20 protein-coding genes and 1 pseudogene are annotated in these 24,055 nt (G+C 58.5%); 11 read left to right on the top strand and 10 right to left on the bottom strand.

All coding sequences use genetic code 11. The features are described 5' to 3' along the window. Positions 1-37: 37 nt before the first annotated feature. Together NCHU2750_RS27345 and NCHU2750_RS27340 are read right to left on the bottom strand one after the other, a co-directional pair. The gene (locus NCHU2750_RS27345) at positions 38-349 is read right to left on the bottom strand and encodes a type II toxin-antitoxin system RelE/ParE family toxin (RefSeq protein WP_119944958.1); all 312 of its coding nucleotides are present in this window, start codon (positions 347-349) and stop codon (positions 38-40) included. Next, entirely contained in the window at positions 339-620 is a 282-nt protein-coding gene (locus tag NCHU2750_RS27340) for a ribbon-helix-helix domain-containing protein (RefSeq protein ID WP_119944957.1), read from the bottom strand. Before NCHU2750_RS27340 ends, NCHU2750_RS27345 begins: the two co-directional genes overlap by 11 nt. A gap of 665 nt (positions 621-1,285) precedes the next feature. Here NCHU2750_RS27340 and NCHU2750_RS27335 point away from each other — a divergent pair. Beyond that, positions 1,286-2,185 (top strand): Abi family protein, encoded by a 900-nt coding sequence (locus tag NCHU2750_RS27335; RefSeq protein ID WP_119944956.1) that lies wholly within the window; start codon positions 1,286-1,288, stop codon positions 2,183-2,185. Between the two features lie 124 nt (positions 2,186-2,309). On the opposite strand, the gene NCHU2750_RS27330 is transcribed toward NCHU2750_RS27335, so the two are convergent. Continuing rightward, positions 2,310-3,416 (bottom strand): Fic family protein, encoded by a 1,107-nt coding sequence (locus tag NCHU2750_RS27330; protein ID WP_119944955.1) that lies wholly within the window; start codon positions 3,414-3,416, stop codon positions 2,310-2,312. A gap of 201 nt (positions 3,417-3,617) precedes the next feature. Between NCHU2750_RS27330 and NCHU2750_RS27325 the strand changes: the two genes are divergently transcribed. Beyond that, positions 3,618-5,972 (top strand): hypothetical protein, encoded by a 2,355-nt coding sequence (locus NCHU2750_RS27325; protein WP_119944954.1) that lies wholly within the window; start codon positions 3,618-3,620, stop codon positions 5,970-5,972. A gap of 220 nt (positions 5,973-6,192) precedes the next feature. On the opposite strand, the gene NCHU2750_RS27320 is transcribed toward NCHU2750_RS27325, so the two are convergent. Next, complete coding sequence (locus tag NCHU2750_RS27320) at positions 6,193-7,254, bottom strand: LacI family DNA-binding transcriptional regulator (protein ID WP_119944953.1); 1,062 nt, start codon at positions 7,252-7,254, stop codon at positions 6,193-6,195. Positions 7,255-7,371: 117 nt separating this feature from the next. Between NCHU2750_RS27320 and NCHU2750_RS27315 the strand changes: the two genes are divergently transcribed. The 6 genes from NCHU2750_RS27315 (at position 7,372) to NCHU2750_RS27290 (ending at position 14,370) form a co-directional block, all read left to right on the top strand. Further along, positions 7,372-8,178, top strand: a complete 807-nt coding sequence (locus NCHU2750_RS27315) for an SDR family NAD(P)-dependent oxidoreductase (RefSeq protein WP_119944952.1) — start codon at positions 7,372-7,374, stop codon at positions 8,176-8,178. A gap of 111 nt (positions 8,179-8,289) precedes the next feature. Beyond that, the gene (locus NCHU2750_RS27310) at positions 8,290-9,315 is read left to right on the top strand and encodes a TRAP transporter substrate-binding protein (RefSeq protein WP_119944951.1); all 1,026 of its coding nucleotides are present in this window, start codon (positions 8,290-8,292) and stop codon (positions 9,313-9,315) included. Continuing rightward, positions 9,315-11,189, top strand: coding sequence for a TRAP transporter large permease (locus tag NCHU2750_RS27305; RefSeq protein WP_119944950.1), 1,875 nt, complete (start codon positions 9,315-9,317; stop codon positions 11,187-11,189). Before NCHU2750_RS27310 ends, NCHU2750_RS27305 begins: the two co-directional genes overlap by 1 nt. 24 nt (positions 11,190-11,213) lie before the next feature. Further along, positions 11,214-11,771, top strand: coding sequence for a VOC family protein (locus NCHU2750_RS27300; RefSeq protein ID WP_119944949.1), 558 nt, complete (start codon positions 11,214-11,216; stop codon positions 11,769-11,771). Continuing rightward, on the top strand, positions 11,771-13,045 hold the full coding sequence (locus NCHU2750_RS27295; protein ID WP_205583929.1) for a ribulose-bisphosphate carboxylase large subunit family protein: 1,275 nt from the start codon (positions 11,771-11,773) through the stop codon (positions 13,043-13,045). The genes NCHU2750_RS27300 and NCHU2750_RS27295 overlap by 1 nt, the downstream gene beginning before the upstream one ends. Continuing rightward, entirely contained in the window at positions 13,042-14,370 is a 1,329-nt protein-coding gene (locus NCHU2750_RS27290; RefSeq protein WP_119944947.1) for a four-carbon acid sugar kinase family protein, read from the top strand. The genes NCHU2750_RS27295 and NCHU2750_RS27290 overlap by 4 nt, the downstream gene beginning before the upstream one ends. Positions 14,371-14,711: 341 nt before the next feature. On the opposite strand, the gene NCHU2750_RS27285 is transcribed toward NCHU2750_RS27290, so the two are convergent. From NCHU2750_RS27285 to NCHU2750_RS27275, 3 genes are all read right to left on the bottom strand, one after another. Beyond that, positions 14,712-15,134 carry a type II toxin-antitoxin system VapC family toxin gene (locus NCHU2750_RS27285; RefSeq protein WP_119944946.1) on the bottom strand — a complete coding sequence of 141 codons (423 nt, stop codon included), beginning with the start codon at positions 15,132-15,134 and terminating at the stop codon, positions 14,712-14,714. After that, positions 15,131-15,385 (bottom strand): type II toxin-antitoxin system Phd/YefM family antitoxin, encoded by a 255-nt coding sequence (locus NCHU2750_RS27280; RefSeq protein ID WP_119944945.1) that lies wholly within the window; start codon positions 15,383-15,385, stop codon positions 15,131-15,133. Before NCHU2750_RS27280 ends, NCHU2750_RS27285 begins: the two co-directional genes overlap by 4 nt. 129 nt (positions 15,386-15,514) lie before the next feature. Continuing rightward, positions 15,515-16,696: a Fic family protein gene (locus NCHU2750_RS27275; RefSeq protein WP_119944944.1), complete on the bottom strand. Its 1,182-nt coding sequence runs from the start codon at positions 16,694-16,696 to the stop codon at positions 15,515-15,517. Between the two features lie 229 nt (positions 16,697-16,925). Between NCHU2750_RS27275 and NCHU2750_RS27270 the strand changes: the two genes are divergently transcribed. From NCHU2750_RS27270 to NCHU2750_RS31325, 3 genes and pseudogenes are all read left to right on the top strand, one after another. Then, positions 16,926-17,288, top strand: coding sequence for a transposase (locus tag NCHU2750_RS27270; protein WP_119944943.1), 363 nt, complete (start codon positions 16,926-16,928; stop codon positions 17,286-17,288). Next, complete coding sequence (locus NCHU2750_RS27265; RefSeq protein ID WP_119944942.1) at positions 17,285-18,082, top strand: IS3 family transposase; 798 nt, start codon at positions 17,285-17,287, stop codon at positions 18,080-18,082. The genes NCHU2750_RS27270 and NCHU2750_RS27265 overlap by 4 nt, the downstream gene beginning before the upstream one ends. A 97-nt stretch (positions 18,083-18,179) precedes the next feature. Then, a pseudogene (locus NCHU2750_RS31325) lies at positions 18,180-18,296 on the top strand (hypothetical protein); the annotation flags it as partial. A gap of 45 nt (positions 18,297-18,341) precedes the next feature. Here NCHU2750_RS31325 and NCHU2750_RS27260 read toward each other — a convergent pair. Genes NCHU2750_RS27260 through NCHU2750_RS27250 form a run of 3 tightly spaced genes read right to left on the bottom strand, consistent with a single transcriptional unit; the run spans position 18,342 to position 23,804 of the window. Further along, the gene (locus NCHU2750_RS27260) at positions 18,342-21,599 is read right to left on the bottom strand and encodes an error-prone DNA polymerase (protein ID WP_119944941.1); all 3,258 of its coding nucleotides are present in this window, start codon (positions 21,597-21,599) and stop codon (positions 18,342-18,344) included. Beyond that, positions 21,596-23,107, bottom strand: coding sequence for a Y-family DNA polymerase (locus NCHU2750_RS27255; RefSeq protein ID WP_119944940.1), 1,512 nt, complete (start codon positions 23,105-23,107; stop codon positions 21,596-21,598). Before NCHU2750_RS27255 ends, NCHU2750_RS27260 begins: the two co-directional genes overlap by 4 nt. Continuing rightward, positions 23,028-23,804, bottom strand: a complete 777-nt coding sequence (locus tag NCHU2750_RS27250) for an ImuA family protein (protein WP_119944939.1) — start codon at positions 23,802-23,804, stop codon at positions 23,028-23,030. The genes NCHU2750_RS27255 and NCHU2750_RS27250 overlap by 80 nt, the downstream gene beginning before the upstream one ends. Positions 23,805-24,055 lie beyond the last annotated feature (251 nt).

The raw sequence follows: 24,055 nt of genomic DNA, 5'->3' as shown, positions 1-24,055 counted from the left end.
GCGATTTCGACGTTCCCTTGAAAGAATTTCTCAACTTTTAGTAAAGCGCTCTAAGGTCACGCCTGCCGTCTACCAGTCGGACAATCTCTACGCGATCGACTGGACCCGTATCGGTGTCCGGAATGGTCTCATAAAGAATGATATATGGTGGTTCGACGATCATCCTAACTCCTTGCCGTATATCGGGACGACGAACACCTACACGAGGTTGATCAGTTATAAGCGTCGCCTTCCGCTCGAAATTATCGAAGAAACGCTCAGCTGCCCTTGGATTCTCGAGGCCAATCTGCACGTAGATTTCGCGCACATCCACAAGCGCCTGTGGCGACCAAACGAGATCAACGGCCATTGGTCTTGGCGGCGTTCAACTGGAGTCGTGCCTCCTGACGCATGGTGTCGAAATCGACAGCGACTGGAGTGCCGCTTGCCTTACCTTCATCCCAAAGCTGGCGCAAACGCTCAATATCATCCTTGCGAACTTCCCACTTGGCGGTCCAATCGCGCATCGCTTCGCGAATGACTTCGCTCCCGCTGGCGTAGGCGCCACTTTCGACGGCGGCTCGAACCAAGTTTGCCTGTTGCGGAGTCATCGACACGCTTATCTTTTCGACATTGGACATCGGAATCTCCAAAATTGCTGGTGGTATAGATTACCACTGCAGCAGAGCTCTGCCAAGCTTTGTGCGTTCGCTTGCGATCGGCTGAAACCTCCAGCCAGATCGCGGCACGCCCGATAGCCTCTTTTGCCTTGAGCAAAGCATCAGAGGTGGACCAAGAGGAAAGTTCCCTCGCCCGTTTTCTGCCAACACTCGCGGATAGGCTGAATGGGTTGCATATCAGGCTTTGATAGGGACTCGAACCGCAGACCTCGTTAATGCAGCCTTCGCTCATCGAGAACGAGTGCTCTTGAAAACAGATACTTACTGAGGATTGTCATGATTCTCGGCCGGCCGAGGGCGTGCTAGGCGGCTTCTCGCTTGACAACAGTTCAATCGAACAATTAGCAGCCACCTGAAGCTGTAGTTAGCCAAACCCTGAGGATACGCTCGATTTTGGTCAGTTCGCCGCTTGCAAGAAATCTTGATTCAGCATCAACGGCTTGGCCTGCAACACACATAGATGGGTACATTTTTTTACCGTTCCATTGTTGCTTTCTTAACAGGATTGCTCCATATCGTTGCTCAACAATACCCGCCACGCCTCGGACGGAACCTCGGTTCCGAAACTGCGCACCCCGGCGGGTTTTTTTTGTTTTCTAGCTATTCGGATCCGCCTATGAAATGGCATGAAGTTCGAAAAGCCTTCCGTCTCCATCCCCGACCAAATCGCCTTGCTGGAAGCAAGGGGAATGGCTGTGCCAGATTATGCCCACGCTGCCCATTGCCTCCAGCATATAAGCTATTATCGGCTAAGGGCCTACTGGTTGCCATTGGAGGACGCGCCACAGGCTAGTGGTGCGCATGGGTTTCAAGCTGGAACCTCCTTCGACCAAGTCTTGGAGCTCTACATTTTTGATCGGCGGCTGCGCCTCCTCGTGATGGATGCGATCGAAAGGATTGAAGTATCCTTGCGAGGTAGCTGGGCACATCACCTTGCCATGAAATACGGGCCACACGGCTATCTCGATCCTGGTCTCTATCACCGGCCCGATCGATATGCCCAAGCCTTCGCCAAATTGATCGAGGATCTGAAAAGGTCGAAAGATACCTTCATACTTCATTACAGGAGCAGATACGACGATCCAGAGCACCCACCGATCTGGATGACAGCCGAAGTGATATCGTTGGGGCAACTCTCGATGTGGTATAATAATCTCAAGAACCGGCCGGATCGACAGGCGATCGCCAAGGTTTACGGGTTGGATGAAACGGTTTTGGTATCGCTCGCCCATCACCTGACATACATCCGCAATATTTGTGCCCATCACGGCCGACTTTGGAACAAGCAGGTGACGGTAAAGATGATTGTGCCGACGTCTCCTGCGAGCTTAAAGCTGGCTATGAATGGAAATGCACAAGGGCGAGTCTACAATACCATTGCAGTTCTCGGCTATCTCATGGATATCGTTGCACCGAACAACCAATGGCGCGAGCAGATTGCAGGACTGATGGATTCATGCCCTCTGGCAGACAAGGCCGCGATGGGCTTCCCGTCCAATTGGAAGAATCTGCCTGCTTGGAATTGACTGGCCAGGAGTGTCGGATAGCCTTCCACCATAGGTCCGATTTTCGAGCGTGCGCTTGAGAGAAATCGAACTGCCGTTCACCTAAATAATGACGTTAATGAAATTCATTGCTTTGGCAGGAGATTTATTTCTGCAACGACAGCGAGTAACGGGTGTGCCGACGTTCACCCGTACGCATGAGGACACCAATCTCCACGAGTTGCTGAAGGTCGCGTGTCGCTGTCGCGCGGGATGTGTTTGTGATCGAGATGTAGTTTTCTGCACTTAGGCCGCCCTTGAAGCCCGCTGTGCCTTCCTTGAAGATGCGCGCGACCACCTTTTCTTGCCGCTCGTTCAGTTTGGCTCGAAACCGGTCGTAGAATTTTGCTTTCTGAATGAAGAAATCTATGCGCTCAAGCGTTGCCCGTTGAGCATCCAAGATCGTCTCTGAAAAGAAAATGATCCAGTCGGTGATATCAAGCGTGCGCTGGTGGCGCTCAAGCTCGGAATAGTAGGACTTACGGTTCTTTTCGATTGTGAAGGCGAGTGAAATGAGGCTTGGTTGCCCAATGTTTTGGGCCAAGGATTTCTCGGCGAGCGCGCGCCCAATTCGACCATTACCATCCTCAAATGGATGAATGCTTTCAAAATAGAGATGGCCTACTGCCGCGCGCGTTAGAGCTTGAAGGGACGTTTGGCCATCTGGACCGGATTGATTGAACCATGCGATGAAGGTGTCCATTTCAGCTTTAATCTGGCGAGATGGTGGAGCCTCAAAATGGATTGTGGGCTTATCTAATCGACCTGACACGATCTGCATGGCGTCTTCATGCTTGCGGTAATCACCAATCGTCTCAATGTATCGATTTCCGGCCATCAGCATCGAATGCCAATGGAACAATTCTTCACGATCCAACGGCTTATGCCAGTTTCGATAGACATCTGCCATCATCTCCGCGATCCCACGTTCTTGGGGGCGGATCTGCCTATCGTCAGTGTTGAGGCCGAACTGCCGGCGGAGCGAGGATTGAACACTTGCGCGATCCAGATACTCCCCCTCGATCTCTGAGGTCTTGATCGCTTCGTCGCTCAGCAGTTCAATACGAAGTTGGTTGCTGTCGTCCTCATTGAAATGCCGGACGGCACCAATGACCTCGCCGGCGGACTGCAGGAATTTCTGCTCCAACGGTATCACGCGTGCTGCGTCATACCTGAAATTTGGCCATTCGGCATTCTGCCAGTTCCATTTCATGAGCTATAGCCAGCCTTTCTATAGCTCATGATTACCGCCATAAATGAGTTATTGCAAGCCCGTCTATCGCTCAACACAGCATCTGTAGCTCTCGATCCAAGCAGCAGCGATCGAAAGGTTATCGACCTAGCCTGAACATATTTTCTTAAAGCTCGCCTCATATTCCCGCTCGCCCTCGGCATTGGCGCCGAGAGAAACGGAATGAGCATGACCAAAAACGAACTTGGATCACGTCATTTTCAGAGAAAGATATCCGAATTCTGCGAGCTGCGTATCGCGCCAATCGCATCCTGGCGGGTGTTGGAGAATATCCGGCCCTACCTGGCCAGTTTGATTATCTACCGAAAATCACCACCGCTCTTGAATGGCCATATCGATTGGATGACGATTGGTCAGGCCTGCGGGATTGAAACCGAGTTGACGGCAGAACTGAAAAAGCAGCTCCAGCCAGGCTTGAATGCAATCATCCGATGGCTCGGCGCACCACCGGCAGCCGAAGAGCGACGGCCACCGAAACGGGCCGTTCGCCCGAAAAAGACCGAAACAAAAACAGCCGATAAAGCAGCTGCGGCGTCCAAAACCAGAAAGCGGCAACTCAAAGCGGCCGACGGTTCCTTTGTCCGGTCTAAGTCGACACGGCCTGGACCTGCACCGAAGCCGATCAGCCCTTACCCCGAGCCGCTTTTCGAAGCGACAGAAGATCCAGCGAGCTTTCAGGACGCGTTGACCTATCACATGCGGCGGTTCGGCGACACATATTGGCAGCTCTATCGCGCCGTTGTTCATCTCAACGAGACCTTCGACAACAAGACGCTGCTTTCCTGGGTCCAGGGCGAGCGTATGCCACGATCTATCGCCAGTTTCGATATCCTTCGCAGGATCGAGCGGCGCTATCGACTTTCGGAGGGATATTTCAAAGATAAACTGCCGCATCAGGCACGTTCGCTTCACGGTCACGATCTCGGTGATGTTAGCCCCGCTGAGCGGCGCAGGATCTCATTACACCTTCCGGATGACTTCACCAAGCGCGAAGAGATCCTCGATTGGGTGCGCCGGGTGATCATTTCCGGATCGACAGAGTATCGTCGCTATCAGGCGGCGGCCAGCAAGCAACGTTATGCGATCCGCTTTCCCGGCGTCACTTATGGCGGAAGAGCTTTGTCGGCCAGATCCTTGGCATCCGTGGCCGGCGCCAATCAGAATCAAGCGGCCGAGTTCGATGATCCTGATCTGCTCTCCGGCGTCGTCGACGCGCCGCCGCGGCTTGCCATGGAAATGGCAGATCTTATCCGCTTCAAAACCTCGACGTTAACGGCAATTGGATTTCAGCGGAATGGCGTTTGGGGAGAGGAAACGGCTTCTCAGAAGATCGGGCACCTTGGCCTGATGTTCGGCGCTTTGGCCGCGTCACCGAATAGTGCAGTAAAGGGCTACGGCGTTCCACTCAGCCAACTGAGCTTTGGCCTTCTGATCTTTCCCGGTGTTTGGGACTGGTACCTGCAGTGGCGGGAACAGCGGCGTGGCTTCTATACCAAATGGGAAGAAGACATGCTGATGGTTGCCCAAGCCCTTTCCCGCGCGGATGTAGGCTGGATACGGCAGCACCCGGAGCTGCTTCAGAATGTCCGACCCATCGCAGGCTTGATTGAACAGGAAGAAATCGAATTCGCAGCCCGCGATTGGCATGGCGCCTGTGATGCGTTTCATCGACATGCCGCTAACAGATCCAAAGAAATCCAACGCGTCATGCGTGTTCATCGCGACCCGTTCGAGCCGATCATGTGTGTCCTCGAAGCCGAGAGCCCGTTGGCGGAATATCGCAAAATCACCGACGAGATCCTTGCACGCATGCCGGATGAAAGAAGATATCCACGGCCGGCGGCTGAGGCCGTCAGATCATTCATGCTGCTTCGGCTTGGCCTGCACTTCGGGCTGCGGCAAAAAAACCCTCGTCAACTGCGTGTTTGCCCGCGTGGACATTATCCAACGTCGGAACGCCGGCTTGCAAATATGAAATGCAGCGAGTTGCGCTGGAGCGATCGTGACAATGGATGGGAGGTCCTTATCCCGTCGGTCGCATTCAAGAACTCCGGCTCATCCTTTTTCGGTCAAAAGCCGTTCCGGCTGATCCTGCCAGACCTGCTAGATCTCTACAAATACCTCGACGCTTACATCGACCGCCATCGCGGCGTTCTGCTTAGCGGTGCCAGAGACCCTGGAACATTCTTCGTCAAGACGGTGAAGACAACCAGCATCGATGCTGCCTACAACTCGACTACGTTCTACGAGGCTTGGCGGACTGTCATCCAACGTTACGGCATCTACAATCCCTACACCGGACGCGGTGCGATCAGGGGCTTGCTACCGCACGGACCCCATAACCTGCGAGACATTCTTGCGACGCATATTTTGAAGCAGACCGGATCATACGAGCAGGCGAGCTACGCCATTCAGGACACGCCTGATGTCGTTCAACAACACTATGGTCGCTTCTTGCCACAGGACAAGGCAGCTCTGGCTGCAAAAATCCTCAACCAGGTTTGGGAGGCTGCGTAGGCTCGAATGAGGTGCCGGCTCGGGCGCGCAAACCATGTTGCGACTGAGCCGTGCGTCCTCGTTTCGGTCTTGAAGGGAACCGAGCTGTCGACACGGCGAAGGCCTAATCAATAAGGTGATTTATAGATGACTGACCGATTAAGCCTTCGTTCCGGCACCGCGCATATCGTCGGTCACCCACAACAACGATGCGGGGTTGCGGATGTCAATTCGCAAAGGCTCAAGGCAGGTTCTCCCGTAGTACGATACCGATCGGCGCTGCCTCCACGCCAACCGTTGGTTCGCGGCCGTCGCGCAGATTGTTGAAGATTCGTATGGCATTTCGCATCAGTGTCAGCGGCGTCACGTTGATCACGGCATCCAGCGTTCCCTGTACCAACAACGCACGGGTCTCTGCTGTCAGACCATGGCCGATGAAGACAACATCTTGCTGGCGGTTCGCCTCCACCAGCGCCTTCGCAATACCCTCCGAGGCGCCCCCGACATTGTAGATACCGATAATTTCCGGGTGCTGCTCGAGCAGAGCCGATGCGATCTTGTAATTACTGTTGGCATCGTCATGCCCCTCGCGCAACCCAATGATCTCAAGTCTCGGATAGGCCTCTGTCAGGATATGCCGGAAACCCATCTCGCGTTCCTCATGGCCGCGATAGCTGAGCGAGCCTGCAAACATTACTACTTTGTTTCCAGCCTGCGTGGAAGTTCCCACGAAACGGCCGAGAAGCAGGCCCGCGGTGCGGCCGGCGGAACGATTGTCCATACCCACAAAGGCTGCCCGTGGCGCATTGGAGAGGTCGGATATGAGGGTCAGCAGACGAATGCCGCGGCCCGAGAGAGTTTTCACCGCCTCGCGTACAAGCGGATGCTCCAGCGCCATGAAGGCGATGCCATCCTCCGTCGCTGCGAGTTGCATCAGATGCTCGGCCAGCACGGCAGGATTGAAGCTTTCGATCGGGATAACCTGACAGCGAACATTATACTGCTCCAGCTCCTCGACCGATTGCCGGATCGTGTCAGCAAGGAGCCGGAGATACTTGTTGTTGGCGACAGGCAGCACGAAGGACAGACGCATTGCCGGTGCCTGCCTGCGCATTGTTGCCGGCAGCGCAAAGCCAAGCTGGTCGGCCGCCAGAACGACGCGGTCGATCGTCGGCTGGCGTACGCCGCCGCGCTGATTGAGGATGCGATCGACCGTGGCGGTGGAAACGCCCGCAGCCGCCGCAAGCTCGGCGATATTCACCTTGCGTCCCAATATCTCGGCGCCAGCGGGTTCAGTCGTCATCTCTCACCTCTAATTCAATCAAATTACATCAAATAATTTGATTGCTTCTGCATTTCAAGCCTGTTATTTCAATCAACAAGATATCTATGTTTCACCAAATAGGCGAGGAGGCTTGCGGTGGAAAATGCGCTTGCGGGGCGGCTGCGCGGCAAAACTGCCGTAGTGTTCGGTGCCGGCTCGATTGGAGAGGGATGGGGCAATGGCAAGGCGGTTGCCGTTGCATTTGCGAGGGCGGGCGCCAAAGTCGCCGTGATCGACGTGAATGGCGATGCGGCCGCCGTCACCGAGAAGATTATCCGGGAAGAAGGCGGCACCGCTCAGGCCATGGCCGCCGATGCGACTTCGTTTTCGGACATCAAGTCATGCATCGACAAGACGCTCGATGCGTTTGGGCGGATTGATATCCTGCACAACAATGTCGGCATCACGTCGCAAGGCGGCCCGGTCGAGACCGAAGAGGCCACCTGGGACAAGGTCATGGCGGTCAATGTCAAGAGCATGTTCCTGACTTGCAAGGCAGTTTTGCCTGTGATGGAAGCTCAGGCAAGCGGCGCGATCGTCAATATCGGTGCTCTCGGCGGGGTTCGCTGGACCGGTTATGCCTATTGCGCCTATGCCGCCAGCAAGGGCGCCGTGAACAGCTTTACCCAGAGCGTTGCCCTGCAATATGCAGCAAAGGGCATTCGCGCCAACTGCATTCTACCGGGCGTGATGGATACCCCGCATATATATAGTCAGATCTCGGGTTTTTATGCTGACCGCGACGAGATGGTCGCCGCCCGTAACCGGCTTTCGCCAACCGGCAGCATGGGGGATGGCTGGGATGTTGCCCATGCCGCGGTCTTCCTCGCGAGCGACGAGGCGAAATATATCAATGGCGTTGAATTGCTGGTCGATGGCGGCATGCATGCAAGGTGCGGCTGATCATTGATGGTTTTTGATTTAGATTGATGGTTTCCGTTGGAATGTGGGTAGGAGATTTCCATTCCGGCGGATCATCCGAATTGAAAATGTGATCTTTGGAGGAGGATTAAGATGACCACGTTTACCCGTCGCACGGTTTTGAAGCAGATGGCAGCCCTGCCGGTTGCCGGAATGGTGCTCGGCGCACCACATCTGGCCCTTGCAGCGACACCTGAATTCTCGTTGAAATACGCCAACAACCTGCCGCTCAGCCACCCCTTGAACATTCGTGCCGCCGAGGCTGCACAGCGTGTCGCCAAGGAAAGCAATGGCCGGGTGGAAATCGCGATATTCCCGAACAACCAGCTCGGCGGCGACACCGATATGCTCGGCCAGGTTCGCAGCGGAGGCGTCGACATGTTCACGCCCGGCACGATGGTGATCGCCACCATTGCGCCGATCAGCGCCATCACGGCGGTCGGTTTCGCCTTCAGCGACTACAGCCAGATCTGGGGTGCGGTGGACGGCAAGCTTGGGGATCATATCCGCGACGCCTTCACCAAGATCGGCCTGCATACATTCTCGAAAATGTGGGACAACGGCTTCCGTCAGATCACCACGAGCAGCAAGCCGATCACCAATGCCACCGATCTTTCCGGTCTGACGATCCGCGTTCCGGTCAGCGCCATGGGCGTTTCGCTGTTCAAGTCGCTCGGCGCCTCACCGACCAGCTTGCAATTCAGCGAGGTTTATTCGGCGCTGCAGACGAGGATCGTCGAGGCACAGGAAAATCCGCTGGCCATCATGCAGACGGCCAAACTCTATGAAGTGCAGAAATACTGCTCAAAGACCAATCACAGCTGGGACGGTTATCATTTCACCTTCAACGGCGACACCTGGAGCTCGCTGCCGGACGATCTGCAGACGATCATCGAACGCGCCTTCAACGAGGCAGGCATCCAGCAGCGCGCCGATCTCGAGAAGATCAACAAGGGCATCGAAGGCGATCTTTCCGCCAAGGGCGTGGTCTTCAACGCACCGTCCGCCGACAGTTTTCAGGAAAAGCTCCAGAAGGCCAAGTTCTACGACGAATGGAAGGGCAAGTTCGGTGACGAAGCCTGGGCACTGCTGGAAGCCAGCGTAGGCAAGAAGCTCTGATGAGCGGCGGGATCTTGCTTGAAGCCGGCAGTCGGCCCGCCTCGGGATGGCGGGCTGTCATCGGCCAGGTGGAACGGGGCGTCGGCGGCTGCGTGGAGATCGCAGCCGCGGCGCTTGCCTTCGGCGATATCGCGATTCTCCTGAGCGGCGTGGTTGCGCGATGCATCTTTCGCGCACCCATAGTCTGGTCGGACGAGCTGGCGGGGATCTTCTTCCTGTGGCTGTCCATGCTGGGGGCCGCCGTCGCCTTGCGGCGCGGCGAACATATGCGCATGACGGCCTTCGTCTCCTATGCAAAACCTCAGACGCGCGTGTTTCTGGAAATAGTGGCGCAGGGTGCTGCACTCGCCTTTCTCCTGCTGATCGCCTATCCGGCCTATAAATATGCCGGCCGCGAGGCGATCGTTTCCACGCCGGCACTCGAGATCAGCAATGCCTGGCGTGCAGCCGCCCTGCCCGTCGGTGTCGGCCTGATGATTGTTCTTGCCGTTCTGCGGCTTGTCACGCGCGCCGATCTTACCACCGTCGCCAAGGCGGTGAGCCTGGTCGCAGTGCTGTGCGCCGCCATGTGGCTCGCCAGCCCCATTCTGGTCCCGCTCGGCAAGCTCAATCTCATCGTTTTCTTCGTGGTTATCGTCGGCGCAGGCGTGTTTGCCGGCGTGCCCATCGCCTTCACCTTTGCGCTGTCGACCTTCGGCTTCTTGGCTCTGACCACCCGCACCCCCATGGTCGTGCTGGTCGGGCGTATGGACGAAGGCATGTCGCACATGATCCTTCTTGCCGTGCCACTATTCGTTTTTCTCGGTCTGCTGATCGAAATGACCGGCATGGCGCGCGCCATGATACGCTTTCTGGCCAATCTTCTCGGCCATGTGCGTGGCGGCCTCTCCTATGTGCTGATCGGCGCTATCTATCTGGTCTCCGGCATTTCAGGCTCAAAGGCCGCCGACATGGCGGCCATTGCGCCGGTCCTGTTTCCGGAAATGAAGGCACGCGGCGCTAACCAGGGCGATCTCGTTGCACTTCTCGCAACAACCGGGGCGCAGACCGAAACAGTGCCTCCATCGATTGTTCTGATTACCATCGGTTCGGTCACCGGCGTATCGATCGCGGCACTTTTCACCGGCGGCATGCTTCCGGGTCTGCTGCTGGGACTGGCCCTTTGCCTCGTCGTCTGGTGGCGGTGCCGCAAGGAAGATCTCTCCGGCATCGTCCGCGCAAGCCGCAAGGAAATCTGGTGGAGCTTCCTCTATTCGCTTCCGGCTTTGGCACTTCCGATCATCGTGCGCACGGCGGTGGTCGAGGGTGTCGCGACCGCGACCGAAGTTTCGACCATCGGCATCGCCTATGCCACGATCGTCGGGATTTTCGTCTATCGCTGCTTCGACGCAAAACGGCTCATCCCGATGCTGATCGAGACCGCTGCTCTTTCCGGAGCAATCGTCTTCATCATCGGCGCGGCGACAGGCATGGCCTGGGCTCTGACCCAATCCGGCTTTGCTTCGAACCTGGCGACCTTCATCGCCAGCCTGCCCGGCGGACAGGTCACCTTCATGGCGGTGTCGATCCTCGTTTTCGTCATTCTCGGCAGCCTTCTGGAAGGCATTCCGGCGATCGTGCTGTTCGGCCCGCTGATGTTCCCGATTGCCCATCAAGTGGGGGTGCACGAGGTGCATTATGCAATCGTCGTTGTGCTTTCGATGGGTCTGGGGCTTTTCGCGCCGCCATTCGGTGTCGGTTATTACACCGCCTGCGCCATCGGCAAGGTCGATCCGAGCCTCGGGATGCGGCCCATCTGGGGCTACATGACAGCACTTGCGATCGGCATCGTCGTGATCGCCGCCTGGCCCTGGCTTTCCATCGGATTTCTCTGACATTTTACAGAACTGGATTTACGCATGAGCAGGTTTTTTGGTGAAATTCGGCAGGTAGCCTATCTCGTCCCGGATATCGAGGAAGCGATGCGCTATTGGACGGAAGTGCTCGGCGTCGGGCCTTTCTATTACAATCCCAAGGTTCCGATCGTAAACTACACCTATCGTGGCGAGCCCCATGAGCCGCACAATTCCGTCGCACTTGCCAATGCCGGCGGGTTGCAGATCGAGCTGCTCCAGACCCGCAACGACGTGCCCTCCATGTATCGCGATTTTCAACGTGCCGGGTTTACCGGCGTGCAGCATTTCGCCTACTGGACCGAGGATTTCGATGCCGATCTGGCCCACGCGGCAGAGGAAGGTTTCGAAGTCTGCATGAGCGGCGAGGTCGGAAGCAACGGTCGCTTTGTCTATTTCGAGAAGAAGACGCCTGGCGACAATAACGTCTATCCCGGCACGGTGATCGAACTCTCTGAAGTTGCAGGTCCGAAGGGGCGCCTTTTCAACCTGATCCGCGAAGCCTCCATCGGATGGGATGGTTCCGACCCGGTGCGGGCATTCCCGGATCTGGGAACGCTCTGATGCAAAGGATCAGGGCGCGTTATCTCATCGAGACGCCCGATGAGCCGATGCATGTTGCCGAGGTTCTGGCCGGCGAGCAGAGCAGCGGAACCTTCGTGAGGGTTGCCAACGAGAGCGAGGATCTCAAGGCCCTGACCCGTGCCACGGTCGAGGCGATCGAGGAACTGCAACCCTTGTCCGAGCAGAGCTTGCCGAATGCTCTTCTTTCCCGGCAGGGGCGTGGCGGACCCTGGCGGCGGGCGCGCGTAACCGTATCCTTCCCGCCCGCCAATATCGGCCGCAACCTGCCGACGCTCGCGGCGACACTTGCTGGCAACCTTTATGATCTCGGTGAGACGACGGGCTTGCGCCTCGAGCATATCGATCTGCCGTCGGAGTTCCGCAACCGCTTCGAACGTCCCCGCCACGGCGTGCGCGGGACGCGCATGCTGACGCAGGTCGAGGGACGGCCGCTGATTGGAACGATCATCAAGCCGAATGTCGGACTGTCTGCGGAGGAGACGGGTACGCTCGTTGGTGAACTCTGTGAAGCGGGTGTGGACTTCATCAAGGACGACGAGTGCAACGCCGATTCCGAGCATGCCCCGATCGCTCAGCGCATCCCGGCCGTGATGAATCACGTCCGGCGCTGGCAGGACAAGACAGGCAAGGCGGTCATGGTCGCCTTCAACATCAGCGATGAGCACGAGGCGATGCTGAGGCATGCGGATCTCGTCGCCCGCGAAGGCGGCACCTGTGTGATGGTAAGCCTGAACTGGGCCGGGTTTTCGTCCGTGCAGGCGCTGCGGCGGCACACCGACCTCGTTATCCACGGGCACCGCAATGGTTTCGGCATGATGTCCCGCCACCCAGCGCTCGGCATGGATTTCCAGCCCTATCAGACGCTGTGGAGGCTGACCGGCACCGATCACATGCATGTCCACGGTCTGGACGGCAAATTCTCGCAGCCGAATTCGGAAGTGATCGAGGGCGCGCATAACAGTCTGGCGCCCCTGGCGGATCCAGCCGACAGCGACGACATCGTCATGCCCGCCTTTTCCTCGGGCCAGTGGGCAGGCACCCTGCCCCAGACGGCGAAAGCCGTGCCGAGCGGCGACTTTCTTTTCATGTGCGGCGGCGGCATCCTCGCCCATCCCCACGGCCCGACGGCAGGCGTCAGGAGCCTGCACGAGGCCTGGGCAGCGCTCGCGGCAGGTCGGACGCTGGCCGAGGCGGCGGCAGTTGACGCGCCCAGCCTTGCTGCGGCGCTATCGTTCTTCGGGAGGTCGAAGTGACTGGCGGCGGGCAAGCCATCAAATACCTCTGGTATGGCGATGACTTTACCGGTGCGTCCGACACGCTGGCGACATTCGCCATTGCCGGCCTGAAGGCTCTGCTCTGCCTCGGCGTGCCGGATGCCACGCACCTGGCTGCCGTCGGACCGCTTGACGCGCTGGGTATTGCCGGCGCCGCCCGATCTATGTCGCCAGAGGCGCTCCGCCGGGAAGTCGATCCGGTCGGCCGGTTTGCGCAAGTCCTACGGGTTCCGCTCTTGCATTACAAATGCTGTTCGACCTTCGACAGTTCTCCAACAGTTGGCAGTCTTGGCGAGGCTATTCGGACCCTTGAGCACTACATGCCGAATCCGCTCCGCGCCATCGTCGGCGGACAGCCGAGCCTTGGGCGGTATTGTGCCTTCGGCAACCTGTTTGCCGGCGCCGGCACGGATGGCGAGGTTTTTCGCATCGACCGCCATCCGACCATGGCCCATCATCCCGTCACGCCGATGTCGGAAGCCGATCTGCGGCTGCATCTGTCAAAGCAGGGCGTGCCGAATATCGATCTGGTGGACTGGCGCCAACTCGATGGCAAGTCAGACGAAGCGCTCGATGCGAGGATTACCGTAAGAGAGGGCCGCGCCACCCTGTTCGATGTGCTCCAGACTGGGCATCTCCAGCGCATTGGCAGGCAACTTTGGCAGTCGGCACATCTGGCCCCGTTGCTTGTGGTCGGCGCGAGCAGCGTTGCGGAAGCCGTGATTGCGCACTGGCGCGAGATCGGGCTCTGCAACGCAGACGTGCCTGCGCTGGAAATCGCTCCGGCGCGCGATCCGGTCTTCGTGCTCGCAGGCAGCCAATCCGCTTTGACCGCAGTCCAGGTGGAGGCCGCACTCGCCGGTGGATCAAATGCACGCTACCGATCGGTGGCGCTCGATATCCCGTCGATCGTATCAGATGGCGGCGCTGTAGCCACCACCGCCGAACAGTGTGCGAGCCTGTTGCGGCAGGGCCACTCGGTCATTGCCCATACGGGCAGGATGATGGACGGCGGCCCGTCGCAGCTTTCGGTCGCGCAAGCCGGGGGCCGGCTGCTCGCCGACGTGCTAAAGCGTGCGCCTTTCGTTCGCAGGGCAGGTGTAGCAGGCGGCGATACGTCGAGCCTTGCAGTCGAGGCCCTTGACATCTGGGCGCTCGGGTTTGCCGGAACACTGTCGAAAGGCGTCACCCTGACTAGGGCCAACTCCGAAGACATACGCATCGACGGCCTCGAACTGATGCTGAAAGGTGGCCAGATGGGCGGCCCGGATCTATTTGAAAAGTTACTGGGCGGTGTGCGGTAAATAGCGCATTGCTAAGGTGGCAGGATCACGACTGAAGGCGTTGGCGCGAACAACGCGTCAAAGTGTGTAAAGAACGATGAGCAAGCACCCCTTTGTTCCGGCGATCGAGGTCGTTGTCGGAGAACGCTACTGCCTGACGAAGCCACGCCTAACGGAGCGGTTCCGAAAAGGTTTCGGGTCGGGAGAGGGAGAGGCCGCCATGATCGTCCTTCCCGGTACCCTAGTTCCGCCCTTTACGTTCTTGATAGGATCTCAACGGCCGACCTCCACATTGCGAAGAACTCAAATAGGTTCTTGCTGAATTGGCAGAAACAATGTCGAGGCGCCCCGCATGCCGTTTCTCAGGCACGCCACGGGTCTACGAGAACAACGCCTGTACCTTGGAAATCTTGAATGTTGCGTGTGACAACCACGAGCCCATGCACGATCGCTGTCGCAGCGATGAGTGCATCTGCTTCATTGCGGCGATCCGGAATATGCAAGTGGGCACATCGCGTGGCAATTGCTTCATCGATAGAGATGATACGCTCAGCGAACTCCGGACGAACGCGGCTATCCATCCAGGCTCGTAAGCGAGAGCCCTGCTCAATGTCACGCCGCTGGATGCTGAGTATCCTACGCTCAAGCTCCAAAATTGTTATCGCAGACACATACAGATCACGAGCATCCTGCGCGCTTAACCAAGCCGTCACGTTCGGATCAGCCTTACCGTCACCCACTTTACGGAGCTCGGAGACAACGTTTGTGTCGAGCAAATATTTCAAGAGAGATCAACTTCGCGAGTTGCAATGACAGACCGAGGCGGATCGAAATCGATGTTCGACAATCCCGGCATTGAAAGCGCATCGACAAGATTGTGACGCTTACCTGTCAGACGCTCAAACTCGCCATACGTCATCAACACGTGCGAAGGCCTGCCTCGATCTGTAATGACGACAGGTCCGGCCTCAGCAGCTTTTTTCGCTCTGCCAACATCATGGTTCAGTTCACGGCTGGTCAAGCTAGTAGTAGCCATTGGCGCCTCCATGTAGGAACATACCTACATATAGTGCCTACGTTCTTATCGCGCAATCCCTTTCTGGCACCGCGGCTGCCCAGCCTTTCAAGCTCTTGATGAAGATCGAACCTTTGGCCCCCTTATTCGTCATGAACTGAGCGGTAGTGGATCAGTGCCTTCGCTCAGGATTGCAAGATATCGTCGATAACTGAACACACGGCCACGCTTGCGGCCAGTGACCTCATCGATGATGCCCAGTCGCTCCAGATCTGCGAGTGCGGCGTTGACCGTTGGTGCGGACAGACCTGTTATCTGAACAATCTGGTTCGCCGTGTGAAAGGGGTTTTTCTGGAATAGCTCGTGAATGCGAAGGGCCGACCCTGCTCTTTCACTTTCCATCGTGATCTTCTCCCGATCTTCCTTGAAAAGATCGACGATCTGAGTGGCAGCCTCAAATGCCTGATTGGCAGTGTCGGCGACGCCGGAGAGGAAAAAGTCCAACCAGGCTTCCCAGTTTCCGTTTTCGCGAACCTCCTGCAGCAACCGATAATATTCTCTCCGATGGGACTTCAGATAGAGGCTGAGGTAGAGTAGCGGCTTTTGCAGCACGCCGTTCATACAAAGATACAGGGTTACAAGCAGGCGGCCGATACGACCGTTACCATCGAGAAACGGATGGATTGTTTCGAACTGCACATGCAGCAGGCCAGCCTTTATGAGTGCCGGCAACCGCGATTGATCATCATGCATGAAGCGCTCGAACGCATCCAGACAACCTGCCATTTCAGTGACGGGTGGTGGCACGAAAAGTGCGTTACCGGGCCGCGTGCCACCAATCCAATTTTGCGAGCGGCGGAACTCTCCGGGATCCTTGGTGCCTCCTCGCCCACTGTGCAGGAGTCTTGCATGCATCTCGCGGATCAGACGCAACGACATGGGCAGCGTTTCCAGCCGCTCCAAACCATACATCATGGCGTCGACATAGTTGGAGACTTCACGAATATCATCAACCGGCTGCCCAGCCTGAGCTTCAGTTTCGGACCGCAAAAGATCGGAGAGCGTCGACTGCGTACCTTCAATCTGCGAGGAAAGAACAGCTTCCTTTCTCACATACATATAGAGAAACAGCTCCTGTCGCGGCAGTAGCATTGTGATACCATCCAGGCGTCCTAGCGCTCGCTCTGCTAGGCTGAGGCGCTCAAGCAAAGAAAGCACATCAATCGCTGGCTCGGGTGGCAATGGTGGAGGCACGAACGCCCGCACTGTTTCATTGGCAGCAACCGTTTCGACGAAGCGACTCAGGCGGTTTTTAGGTTGGGAATCAGACATAACCCAATATCAGGCGCGCGCCTTATTTAAACAAGGGGCACTTCATTTAATTAAGCGGCAGACTTAGATAAGCGCGCTTAATTAACGCGCTGACACTGAATTCCTGAGATTTGATCCAGGCTGTTGATTGCCACTGAGAACTGACCCGGCGTTGGAGTGAACCCCTCGGGCTGGACCACGGGACACGGAAAAACTGATACACTCTGCGGGCCTCAATCGGAGAAGGCTCATGAAGTCCCGAGGTCCATATCGACGGCATTCGACGCCGTTCAAATTGCAGCTTTGCGAGGATATCCGAAACGGTGTCATCGGACGGCGCGACGCGCAGCGCACCTACGGTGTTTCGGCCAACCTCATCCAGCTATGGCTCACGCAGTTCGATCGTGGGGAGCTGAATGATGAGGAGGCCGAGGCCAGCGTCATTGCTGAGTATGAGGCCCACATTGCGGCGCTGGAACGCAAAGTCGGACAGCTCACGATGGAGCTGGACCTGGTTAAAAAAACACCGCGCCAGCAGATCGCCGGCGACAGCGGGAGCTCCTCCATCATAACCGGTCCTCGACCTGCTCTGTCAGACGGGGGTGCAAAATGATCGATCTGCCGAGAAGCACTTACTATTACCGATCAACTGCGAGAGCGTTGAACCTTGGGGATGCGGAACTAGTTGCAATCATCGAGGACATTCAGGACGAGCTGCCCTGCTACGGTTACCGACGCGTAACGCACGAGCTCCAGAGGCGAGGGCACGTCGTCAACCATAAGCGGGTAGCCCGCGTCATGCGGGCCAATGGCCTTGGGATCAAGCCTCGCAAGAGGTATGTTCGCACGACGGATAGCAACCACGATTCACCGATCTACCCAAACCTTTATCGTAATGTGATCCCGTCGCGGCCTGACATGGTCTGGGTGGCTGACTTCACATACATCCGCATAGCCGTCGGCTTTTGCTATCTCGCCGTCATTCTCGACGCTTGCAGCCGGAAAGTCGTCGGCTATGGCCTGTCAAAACGCCTGGATACGCCGCTGGCATTGGCAGCGTTGCGTTCGGCGCTTGAGAACAGAAAACCTCCACCCGGCTGCATCCACCACACGGACCGCGGATGCCAATACGCGAGTGAAACCTATCGACGAGCTCTCGATGCCGCCGGTCTGCAGGGTTCCATGAGCGCCGTCGGCAACCCCTATCACAATGCTCAAGCAGAGAGCTTCATGAAGACCCTGAAAGTCGAGGATATCTACCCCGCAGGCTACGAAACGTTCGCTGAGGTTGCCGAACACTTGCCTAGATTCATCGAGCAGATTTACAATGCCAAGCGGCTGCATTCAGCCCTTGGCTACTTGTCGCCAGCAGAATTCGAAACTCAACTCGCCCAGCAGGCGGCTTAGTTTGAGACGCCTCGCTGGTCCAGCCCGAGGGGTTCACTCCAACGCCGGGTCAGTTCTCAGTGGCAATCAACAGCACGTCACAGCGATCTTCGAGATCTACGGGCAAAACGTTATGAAAACGGCTCAGCGTTTGAACATGCACCGACGGACACTGCAGCGATTGCTCGCGAGGGGTAAGCCGCGGACAAGCATTGCGCTTGCGCCAGAACAATAAGGCTTGAACCATATAGAGCCCTCGACCCGCTATCCGGCTTAGGTTTCACTGAAAATTCCGAGCCTTCACCTTCAGCGTCTCAATTCTCCTGTCAGGTTCATACATCTCCTTCGCCCGCGGAATTGGACGCGGCGTATCACGCGGATCCGGCCCACCACCATGGGCGAACTCGTCGCCCCTGCCCGCCGGCAGTTTGAACTCGGCATCCCGGTCCGCGAGGCCCGATAGATCAGCCGTCAAGTCGAACAGCTGCTGCGCCACCAGATGCACCACCTCGCCTTCCCGCTGTATTCGGCCATTGATCGCCAGCATGGACGATCCCAGCACAATCCGCCGGCGCTTCTCAAACAAGGACGGCCAGACGACGAGGTTGGCCGGCCCGGTCTCATCCTCAATGGTGATGAACATGACGCCCTTGGCAGAGCCCGGCTTTTGCCTGACCAGGACGAGGCCGGCCGTATAAACCCAGCGCCCGTCCCACGCGCCCATCGCCTCGGCGCAGGTGATGATGTTGCGAGTGGCAAGATCCTTGCGCAGGAAGGACACTGGATGCTGCCGCAGGGTCAGTCCGATATGGCTATAGTCCTCGATGACGTTGTGCCCGTCGGTCATCTGGCGAAGGGCGACACCGGGCTCATTCTGCTCGGCGATCGCTGTTGCTTCACGTTCGGCAGCCGCAGCAAATAGCGGCAAGGGTTCATCACGCAAAGCCTTGATTGCCCAGAGCGCGTCGCGTCGTTCGAGCTTGAGGGCCGGCAGATAGGCATCAGCTTTGGCAAGCTGCACCAAGGCTTCCGATGGCACGCCCGATCGGCGCCATATGTCATCGACGGAGGCAAACGATCCAGTCCCACGGGCAGCGACGATCCGCGCCGCATCGGCGACAGCCAGGCCGGCGACCCTTCGAAACCCGAGCCGAACCGCGTGGCGGCCGGTATGCCCAACCTTCTCCAATGTGCAGTCCCACCGGGACCGGTTGATGCAGACCGGTCGGACCTCGACGCCGTGGGCACGGGCGTCGCCGACGATCTGGGCCGGTGCATAAAAACCCATCGGCTGGGAATTAATCAGGGCCGCACAGAAGGCCTCCGGATAGTGCCGCTTGATATAGTTCGACGCATAGGCGATCAGCGCGAACGAGGCCGCATGGCTTTCCGGAAAACCGTAGGACCCGAAGCCTTCCAGCTGCGAGAAGGTCTTTTCCGCAAATTCCGGCGTATAGCCGTTCTTGACCATCCCGCAGACCAGTTTGCCCTTGAACTTGCTGACGCCACCGGTGAACTTGAAGGTGGCCATCGACTTGCGCAGTTGGTCGGCTTCGCCGCCGGTAAAGCCGGCACAGACCATCGCCACCCGCATCGCGCTTTCCTGGAAAAGCGGGACCCCGAGCGTCTTGCCGAGTACCGCCTCCAGCTCCGGCGTTGGATAGTCCACCGGTTCCTTTCCCTCGCGCCGGCGAAGGTAGGGATGGACCATGTCACCCTGGATCGGGCCGGGCCTGACGATCGCAACTTGGACCACCAGATCGTAAAATGTTCGGGGCTTGAGACGCGGCAGCATGGCCATCTGTGCCCGGCTCTCGATCTGGAAAGTCCCGAGCGTGTCTGCTTTGCGGATCATCGCGTAGGTCGCCGGATCCTCCTGCGGGATTGATGCCAGATCGATCGGCTCGCCCTTGTGGTCGCGGATCAGGTCAAAAGCCTTGGCCATGCAGGTGAGCATGCCGAGCGCTAGGACATCGACTTTCATAAACTTCAGGGCTTCGACATCATCCTTGTCCCATTCGATGATCTGCCGGTCCTTCATGGTAGCCGGTTCGATCGGCACGAGATCGTCGAGCCGGTCATGGGTGAGAACAAAGCCACCTGGATGCTGACCGAGATGGCGTGGCGCGCCCATCAGCTGCTGCGCGAGCTTCAGTGTCAGGACAAGGCGCCGATCTTCTGGATTGAGGTTGAGCTCGCGGACATTGCGGTCGCAGATCTCTTCCGACCAGGACCACATGCCAGACGACAGTGCCTTGATGACGTCTTCCGGCAGGCCGAGCGCCTTGCCGACATCGCGGATGGCACCGCGGGCGCGGTAGCGGGTGACGGTGGCGCAGAGCGCTGCCTTCTCCCGCCCATAGGTTTTATAGATCCACTGGATCACCTCCTCGCGCCGCTCATGTTCGAAGTCGACATCGATATCGGGCGGTTCATCGCGCTCCTGGCTGACGAAACGCTCAAAGAGGAGGTTACCACCGATCGGATCGATCGAGGTAATGCCGAGGATATAGCAGACGGCGCTGTTGGCCGCCGAGCCGCGGCCCTGGCACAAGATCCCCTGGCTTCGGGCAAACCGGACGATCGAAAAGACGGTGAGGAAATACGGCGCATATTTCATGGTGCGGATAAGATCGAGCTCGTGGCGCACGGTTTTCAGCACGTCCGGTGGCAGACCCTCCGGATAGCGATCGGGGATACATTGCCGGACGTAGTGCTCGAGCGAGGCCTGGGCATCCTTGCCCGGCACGATCGCCTCTTCGGGATACTGGTAGGTCAGCTCTTCGAGCGAAAACGTGCAACGGCGGACGATCCCCATTGTCCGGGCCAATGCCTCCGGATAGCGCGAAAACAGCCGCTCCATCTCCTCAGGCGGCTTCAGGTAGCGGTCGGCATGCCGCTCGCGATCAAAACCGACGGTGTCGATAGTCGTGTTTTTGCGAATGCAGGTGACGATGTCCTGCAGCTGCCGCCGGCCGGGCTCATGGAACAGGACGTCATTGGTGACGACGGTCTTTACCCTGAAGCGGGCAGCAAGACCGTCGATCTCATGGAGCCGCATCTGGTCATTCGGCCGCCGGCGCAGGCAGAGCGAAACATAGGCGCGGTCGCCAAACACTTGCGCCATTTTCCGAAGTTGGATGGCGCAGGTCTCGTCGGCAAGATCGGGCACGAGGATTCCAATCATGCCGGCCGAATAGGCGATGACGTCGTCCCAGTGGAGGATGCAGTTGTTCTTGCCGCCGCGGCTCTTGCCGAGCGTGATCAGCCGCGTCAGCCGGGAATAGGCGGTGCGATCCATTGGATAGACGAGGAGAGACATGCCGTCGGCCAGATCGAGCCGACAGCCGACAACGAGCCGCAGGCCGGTGGCGCGCGACGCTTCCAGCGCCCGGACGATCCCGGCCAGAGAATTGCGGTCGACGACGCCGATTGCCTCGATGCCCAATGCCACCGCCGTCTCGAACAGCTCCTGCGCCGACGATGCACCACGCAGGAACGAGAAATGCGTTGTGACCTGGAGCTCGGCATAGGTCATGCGAAGATACCGTGGCAGAACCAGCGTCGATCACCGGTCTCGGGGTCGACACCATCGCCAGCCCGGTAAACCCAGAGGCGCTCGCCTGCCTCGTCCTCGATGACAAAATAATCCCGCACGGCCTCCATCTCGGCGTCGCGCTGCCACCACTCGCCAAAAATCCGCTCCGGCCCGTCGGCGCGCACCACTTTGCGGCGCTTGCCGCGCCAGACGATCGATGCCGGCGGCCGATCGGGGAGAAGCGCGATCGCGGTAATCAGCTCCGGTCTGGCCAGAAGCCGGACCGGCCGGCGCCAATGGCCCACCCAGACGGCAGCGATCGGGTCCGCCGCAGCGGCAATGCGCTGGACGGACCGCTCGGGGATGTCGGAGGCAACCGGTCCCCATCGATAGACCCGCTGACCGCGATTGCCGTAAATGTCGATCAACGGCGTGACGTCGGTGACCTCGTCCTCGACCAGCGACGAAACTTTCTGGGTCTCCTCCAGTGGTTCGGCCATGACAGCGACCAATGTCAGCTTCTCGATGCCGAAGCCCGGCTCGATCTTTTCCGTCCGATCGCGAAACAGTTTTGTCAGCCAGGCAACATCGCGCGCCGGCCTGGCCGTACCGGCCCGGATCGCCTGCCTCGTGCCATCGACCTTTTCGACGATCAGATCGGCGCGGCGCACGCCGAGCCCGCGCTTCTGCAACTCATCGATCAGCTGGACGATCAGCCGGCCGACATATTTGTTGATGGTCTCTGCCGCCCCGATCGGTTCGGAGAAGGCGCGGCTGACCTCGATGAGATCCGGCGTGCGGATCGGGTCGATCGGCTCGGCCGCGCGGCCGAACATCTGGTCGAGCCGACGGCCGATCTCTGGCCCGAAACGCAGGGTCAGCGGCGCACGCGGCGTATTGGCCAATTCGCCGATTGTCTGGAAGCCGAGGGTTCGCAGATCACCAATGATCTTGGGCGGAAGGCGCAGTAAGGAGATTGGCAGCTTTTCGACGGCCTTCACGGTCTGGCCGATCGGCACGATCACCGTCTCGCGGCTAATGGCGCGGGCACAGGCATGGGCCGCGCCCCACGTATCGGCGACGGCAACCCGTGCCGTCAGCGTTCTGGACAGGAAGCGATTCGCGATCATCGTCACCATCGGCAACTCGCCACCCTGAAGATGATCGGCGCCCTCCGTATCCATGACGATCCCGTCGGTCCCATCGACGGCAACGATCGGGGAATAGATGGTCAAAGCCCAGAGGGTGATGCGCTCCAGCGCTGCGGCATCCGCAATCGGATCGGCATCGACCAGCATCAGGCCTCGGAACAGCGCCTGCGCTTTCGCCGCCGGCATGCCAACATGGACGCCGGCCTTGCGTGCGGCGGTATCTGCGGCCGAAACCCAGCGCTTCGATCCGCTTTTGGCGATCACGGCGATCGCCTGTTCAGGCGGAATGGACGGATCGGCGCGACGAATGCGATCCGTCGGCAGATCCGGAAGATAGATCGAGACGACCCTGGTCATCACATGCCCTCACGAGAAACTCAGCACACTCGCCCGCACGCGACCGCATCAACTCCAGAAACCATCGGGCCCGCCCCACGCCCGGTACCGGTAATTCTTCCGACGGCATGACGCTGACACGCCAGCGCGTGGTCGAAGCCGTCGGCTGGCCAAAATCATTGGCCTCCGTCTGTCGGCGCCAGCGCCGGACGGCCAGTGCCATTGTCCCTGTCTTTTCGGCCGCCAACTGCAGCCGGCGCGAGCCGACCATCGGCAGGCGGACCAGCTCGCCGACAACAGCGCCGAGGCCGCCGAAGGAGAGCCCCTCCTCCATATTGGCCAGAACATCCTCATCCCGATCGGATTCAACGAAGATGACCCGATCCGGATGTAGCCCGACCTGTGCCAGCGCCGGGCAGAACAGATCCGGGCGCGTCAGGCACCAAACGATCGGGCCTTTGGTGCGCGCGGCGATGCCGGCGGCGCAAAGTGCTGCCGCAGCACCATCGACCGTCCCGGCACCACCCCCGGCAAATTCATGCAGGGCGCCATAGGCAAGGCCGCCGCCGGGGAGTTTCTCGTCGATCTCCGGCACGCCGAAGGCCAGACAGCCGGCTTTCCGCGCGCTCGATCCTTCCAAGGCTGAAATCCGCTCGCGCAGATCGGCAATCACATCGGAGACACCGACGGCCCCCCTTGGGGCGCGGGCAGCAGTCATCTTTCACGGCTCCCTGCAAGGTCGTGTTGCACCTCGACGTCATGTCGCAAAAGGCTTATATGTTCACTATCTGTTCCGTTGACGGCAGAGAGTCAAGCGGGGCAGGCCCTGGGAATATCTTCCTCGACTTGACCATTTAGAAGAATCCATTGGGAATCAGGGACGTACAAGAGGCAGAAATATTTTTGGCATTTCTCCGCCAAAGCACCACGTTTGGTGGATAACGGGGACAAATGCGGCTCCGTCACAGT

The sequence above is a fragment of the Neorhizobium sp. NCHU2750 genome, from assembly GCF_003597675.1.
In the GTDB taxonomy this organism is placed as follows: domain Bacteria; phylum Pseudomonadota; class Alphaproteobacteria; order Rhizobiales; family Rhizobiaceae; genus Neorhizobium.
The sequence above is the reverse complement of the archived record's forward strand: the minus strand, read 5'-3'. Positions and strand labels throughout refer to the sequence as shown.